The organism is Frigoribacterium sp. PhB160 (assembly GCF_003751785.1).
GTDB lineage: Bacteria > Actinomycetota > Actinomycetes > Actinomycetales > Microbacteriaceae > Frigoribacterium.
This window is the reverse complement of record NZ_RKIE01000004.1, coordinates 1-5547: the sequence shown is the minus strand read 5'-3', so window position 1 is coordinate 5547 and position 5547 is coordinate 1. Positions and strand designations below refer to the sequence as shown.

Annotated in this window: 3 rRNA genes; all 3 read left to right on the top strand. The window is 54.9% G+C overall.

The annotated features are described in order from the left end of the window. Positions 1-80 precede the first annotated feature (80 nt). Positions 81-1602: ribosomal RNA gene (locus EDF38_RS15675) — 16S ribosomal RNA — on the top strand. A gap of 475 nt (positions 1603-2077) precedes the next feature. Continuing rightward, positions 2078-5201 (top strand): 23S ribosomal RNA (locus tag EDF38_RS15670). A gap of 222 nt (positions 5202-5423) precedes the next feature. Then, positions 5424-5540 (top strand): 5S ribosomal RNA (gene rrf, locus EDF38_RS15665). Together the 16S, 23S and 5S rRNA genes form the textbook arrangement of a ribosomal RNA operon. The last annotated feature ends 7 nt before the right edge of the window (positions 5541-5547 follow it).

The window sequence follows — 5547 nt, the reverse complement described above, 5'->3', positions numbered from 1 at the left end:
ACAATCGTCAGATTGTTTTGTTCTTTGGTCAGCATCAAATTCAGCAGATCCGGCCTTTTTCCGGTTGGTCTGTTTTTTCTTTTACGGAGAGTTTGATCCTGGCTCAGGACGAACGCTGGCGGCGTGCTTAACACATGCAAGTCGAACGATGAACTCCAGCTTGCTGGGGGGATTAGTGGCGAACGGGTGAGTAACACGTGAGTAACCTGCCCTTGACTCTGGGATAAGCGCTGGAAACGGCGTCTAATACCGGATACGAGCTTCAGCCGCATGGCTAGGAGTTGGAAAGAATTTTGGTCAAGGATGGACTCGCGGCCTATCAGCTAGTTGGTGAGGTAATGGCTCACCAAGGCGACGACGGGTAGCCGGCCTGAGAGGGTGACCGGCCACACTGGGACTGAGACACGGCCCAGACTCCTACGGGAGGCAGCAGTGGGGAATATTGCACAATGGGCGCAAGCCTGATGCAGCAACGCCGCGTGAGGGATGACGGCCTTCGGGTTGTAAACCTCTTTTAGTAGGGAAGAAGCGAAAGTGACGGTACCTGCAGAAAAAGCACCGGCTAACTACGTGCCAGCAGCCGCGGTAATACGTAGGGTGCAAGCGTTGTCCGGAATTATTGGGCGTAAAGAGCTCGTAGGCGGTTTGTCGCGTCTGCTGTGAAATCTGGGGGCTCAACCCCCAGCCTGCAGTGGGTACGGGCAGACTAGAGTGCGGTAGGGGAGATTGGAATTCCTGGTGTAGCGGTGGAATGCGCAGATATCAGGAGGAACACCGATGGCGAAGGCAGATCTCTGGGCCGTAACTGACGCTGAGGAGCGAAAGCGTGGGGAGCGAACAGGATTAGATACCCTGGTAGTCCACGCCGTAAACGTTGGGAACTAGATGTGGGGACCATTCCACGGTCTCCGTGTCGCAGCTAACGCATTAAGTTCCCCGCCTGGGGAGTACGGCCGCAAGGCTAAAACTCAAAGGAATTGACGGGGGCCCGCACAAGCGGCGGAGCATGCGGATTAATTCGATGCAACGCGAAGAACCTTACCAAGGCTTGACATATACCGGAAACGGCCAGAGATGGTCGCCCCGCAAGGTCGGTATACAGGTGGTGCATGGTTGTCGTCAGCTCGTGTCGTGAGATGTTGGGTTAAGTCCCGCAACGAGCGCAACCCTCGTTCTATGTTGCCAGCACGTTATGGTGGGAACTCATAGGAGACTGCCGGGGTCAACTCGGAGGAAGGTGGGGATGACGTCAAATCATCATGCCCCTTATGTCTTGGGCTTCACGCATGCTACAATGGCCGGTACAAAGGGCTGCGATACCGTAAGGTGGAGCGAATCCCAAAAAGCCGGTCTCAGTTCGGATTGAGGTCTGCAACTCGACCTCATGAAGTCGGAGTCGCTAGTAATCGCAGATCAGCAACGCTGCGGTGAATACGTTCCCGGGCCTTGTACACACCGCCCGTCAAGTCATGAAAGTCGGTAACACCCGAAGCCAGTGGCCTAACCCCTTGTGGGATGGAGCTGTCGAAGGTGGGATCGGTGATTAGGACTAAGTCGTAACAAGGTAGCCGTACCGGAAGGTGCGGCTGGATCACCTCCTTTCTAAGGAGCATGTACCAGCCCTGCTGTTTACACAGGGATCATCTGGTCAAGTCAGTTCCGAAGCGAATGTCTTCGGCTGGCGCTCATGGGTGGAACATTGACAATGACTTTCTCGCGAAGTCGCCAGCATTAGTACGTCACCTTCGGGTGTCTGGAACGTGAGGGTGATGGGGTGGGGGAGTGTGCACGCTGTTGGGTCCTGAGGGACCAAACCTTCCGCCTCCGTTTGGAGGGGTGGGTTGAACTCCTCTGGGCCAGGAAAGTCCTGCATGTATCGCAGGGTGATTCTGGTGCCGCCCGTATTTTGAGAACTACACAGTGGACGCGAGCATCTTAGTCGCAAGCAGTGCCGGCCTTCGGGTTGGTTGTTGTTTGTGATACTAAGTGCAATTTCTTAGACCGATCACACCTTTGGGTGTGGTTGGCGAATGAGATAACACTGAGCTGCCGGCTTACGAGCTGGTGGCAACTTTGTGGTCAAGTTTCTAAGAGCAAACGGTGGATGCCTTGGCATCTGGAGCCGAAGAAGGACGTAGAAATCTGCGATAAGCCTCGGGGAGCTGATAATCGAGCCCTGATCCGAGGATTTCCGAATGGGGAAACCCCGCCAGGCGTTTTGACCTGGTGACTCCCGCCTGAATATATAGGGCGGGTAGAGGGAACGTGGGGAAGTGAAACATCTCAGTACCCACAGGAAGAGAAAACAACAGTGATTCCGTCAGTAGTGGCGAGCGAAATCGGAAGAGGCTAAACCGGTCATGTGTGATAGACGGCGGTCGTTGCATGGTCGGGGTTGTGGGACCTATTGTTCTGTTCTGCCGGACAGGAACAGTTACAGCGCAGTATAGGCGAACAGCTTTGAATGGCTGGTCATAGAGGGTGCGAACCCCGTAGCCGAAATGCTGGCGCTGGCTGAATGGGGATCCCAAGTAGCACGGGGCCCGAGAAATCCCGTGTGAATCTGTCAGGACCACCTGATAAGCCTAAATACTCCCAGATGACCGATAGCGGACAAGTACCGTGAGGGAAAGGTGAAAAGTACCCCGGGAGGGGAGTGAAATAGTACCTGAAACCGTTTGCTTACAAACCGTTGGAGCCTCCTTGTAGGGGTGACAGCGTGCCTTTTGAAGAATGAGCCTGCGAGTTAGCGATATGTGGCGAGGTTAACCCGTGTGGGGTAGCCGTAGCGAAAGCGAGTCTTAAGAGGGCGATACAGTCGCATGTCCTAGACCCGAAGCGAAGTGATCTATCCATGGCCAGGTTGAAGCGACGGTAAGACGTCGTGGAGGACCGAACCCACTTCAGTTGAAAATGGAGGGGATGAGCTGTGGATAGGGGTGAAAGGCCAATCAAACTTCGTGATAGCTGGTTCTCTCCGAAATGCATTTAGGTGCAGCGTTGCGTGTTTCTTGCCGGAGGTAGAGCTACTGGATGGCCGATGGGGCCCAAAAGCTTACTGACGTCAGCCAAACTCCGAATGCCGGTAAGTGAGAGCGCAGCAGTGAGACAGTGGGGGATAAGCTTCATTGTCGAGAGGGAAACAACCCAGACTACCAACTAAGGTCCCTAAGCGTGTGCTAAGTGGGAAAGGATGTGGAGTTGCATAGACAACCAGGAGGTTGGCTTAGAAGCAGCCACCCTTGAAAGAGTGCGTAATAGCTCACTGGTCAAGTGATTCCGCGCCGACAATGTAACGGGGCTCAAGCACACCACCGAAGTTGTAGATTTCGTATTATAGACAAGCCTTCGTGGTTCAGTCGTACGGAGTGGTAGGAGAGCGTCGTGTGGCCAGTGAAGCGGCGGTGTAAACCAGCCGTGGAGGCCACACGAGTGAGAATGCAGGCATGAGTAGCGAAAGACGGGTGAGAAACCCGTCCTCCGAAAGACCAAGGGTTCCAGGGCCAGGTTAATCCGCCCTGGGTAAGTCGGGACCTAAGGCGAGGCCGACAGGCGTAGTCGATGGACAACGGGTTGATATTCCCGTACCGGCGAAGAACCGCCCAAGATAATCCAGTGGTGCTAAGAGTCCTAACCCGGCTGAGCGGATCCCTTCGGGGTGATGCCGGCCGGTCTAACGCTCGACCCCATGCTGGTGCGTTTAGCGTATTAACAGGTGTGACGCAGGAAGGTAGCTGAGCCAGGCGATGGTATCCGTAAGGTGAACCTGGTGTAAGGATGTAGGGCTGACGATAGGCAAATCCGTCGTCAATGTGCCTGAGACCCGATGCGTACCCCGATTGGGGGAAATCAGTGATCCTATGCTGCCGAGAAAAGCATCGACGCGAGGTTCAAGCCGCCCGTACCCCAAACCGACTCAGGTGGTCAGGTAGAGAATACCAAGGAGATCGAGAGAATCGTGGTTAAGGAACTCGGCAAAATGCCCCCGTAACTTCGGGAGAAGGGGGGCCGGAACCGTGATGGGATTTACTCCCGGAGCGGGAAAGGCCGCAGAGACCAGTGGGAAGCGACTGTTTACTAAAAACACAGGTCCGTGCCAAGTCGCAAGACGATGTATACGGACTGACGCCTGCCCGGTGCTGGAAGGTTAAGAGGAAGGGTTAGCGCAAGCGAAGCTCAGAATTTAAGCCCCAGTAAACGGCGGTGGTAACTATAACCATCCTAAGGTAGCGAAATTCCTTGTCGGGTAAGTTCCGACCTGCACGAATGGCGTAACGACTTCCCAGCTGTCTCAACCGCGAACTCGGCGAAATTGCACTACGAGTAAAGATGCTCGTTACGCGCAGCAGGACGGAAAGACCCCGTGACCTTTACTACAGCTTGGTATTGGTGTTCGGAGTGGCTTGTGTAGGATAGGTGGGAGACTGTGAAGCTCGGACGCTAGTTCGGGTGGAGTCAATGTTGAAATACCACTCTGGTCACTTTGGATATCTAACTACGAACCGTGATCCGGTTCTGGGACAGTGCCTGGTGGGTAGTTTAACTGGGGCGGTTGCCTCCTAAAGAGTAACGGAGGCGCCCAAAGGTTCCCTCAACCTGGTTGGCAATCAGGTGTCGAGTGTAAGTGCACAAGGGAGCTTGACTGTGAGACTGACAAGTCGAGCAGGGACGAAAGTCGGGACTAGTGATCCGGCAGTGGCTTGTGGAAGCGCTGTCGCTCAACGGATAAAAGGTACCTCGGGGATAACAGGCTGATCTTGCCCAAGAGTCCATATCGACGGCATGGTTTGGCACCTCGATGTCGGCTCGTCGCATCCTGGGGCTGGAGTAGGTCCCAAGGGTTGGGCTGTTCGCCCATTAAAGCGGTACGCGAGCTGGGTTTAGAACGTCGTGAGACAGTTCGGTCCCTATCCGCTGCGCGCGTAGGAAATTTGAGAAGATCTATCCCTAGTACGAGAGGACCGGGATGGACGAACCTCTGGTGTGTCAGTTGTCCTGCCAAGGGCACCGCTGATTAGCTACGTTCGGAACGGATAACCGCTGAAAGCATCTAAGCGGGAAGCCGGCTTCGAGATGAGATTTCCATACCCTTCGGGGTGAGAGGCTCCCAGCTAGACTACTGGGTTGATAGGCCGGATGTGGAAGTGGGGACTAACGACCCATGGAGCTGACCGGTACTAATAAGCCGATAACTTGACAACACTCTTCCCCTGTAGAGGAGGAAGAAAGATTGCTTCGCGTCCACTATGTGGTTCCCGAAAGACGGTCGGTAACGACCCTTATCGGAAACACCCCAACACACCCATCCGTCTGGTGTGTGGGAACAACAAAACAGACAAGTCCCCCCATTCGTGGTGGGCATGGTCTGAAACAGGCTTCACCCTCACCCACAACTCTGGTTGTGGGGGTTGTGTGGTAAATGTTTCGGCGGCCATAGCGAGAGGGAAACGCCCGGTCCCATTCCGAACCCGGAAGCTAAGACTCTCAGCGCCGATGGTACTGCAAGGGGGACCTTGTGGGAGAGTAGGACACCGCCGGACTCCCTTT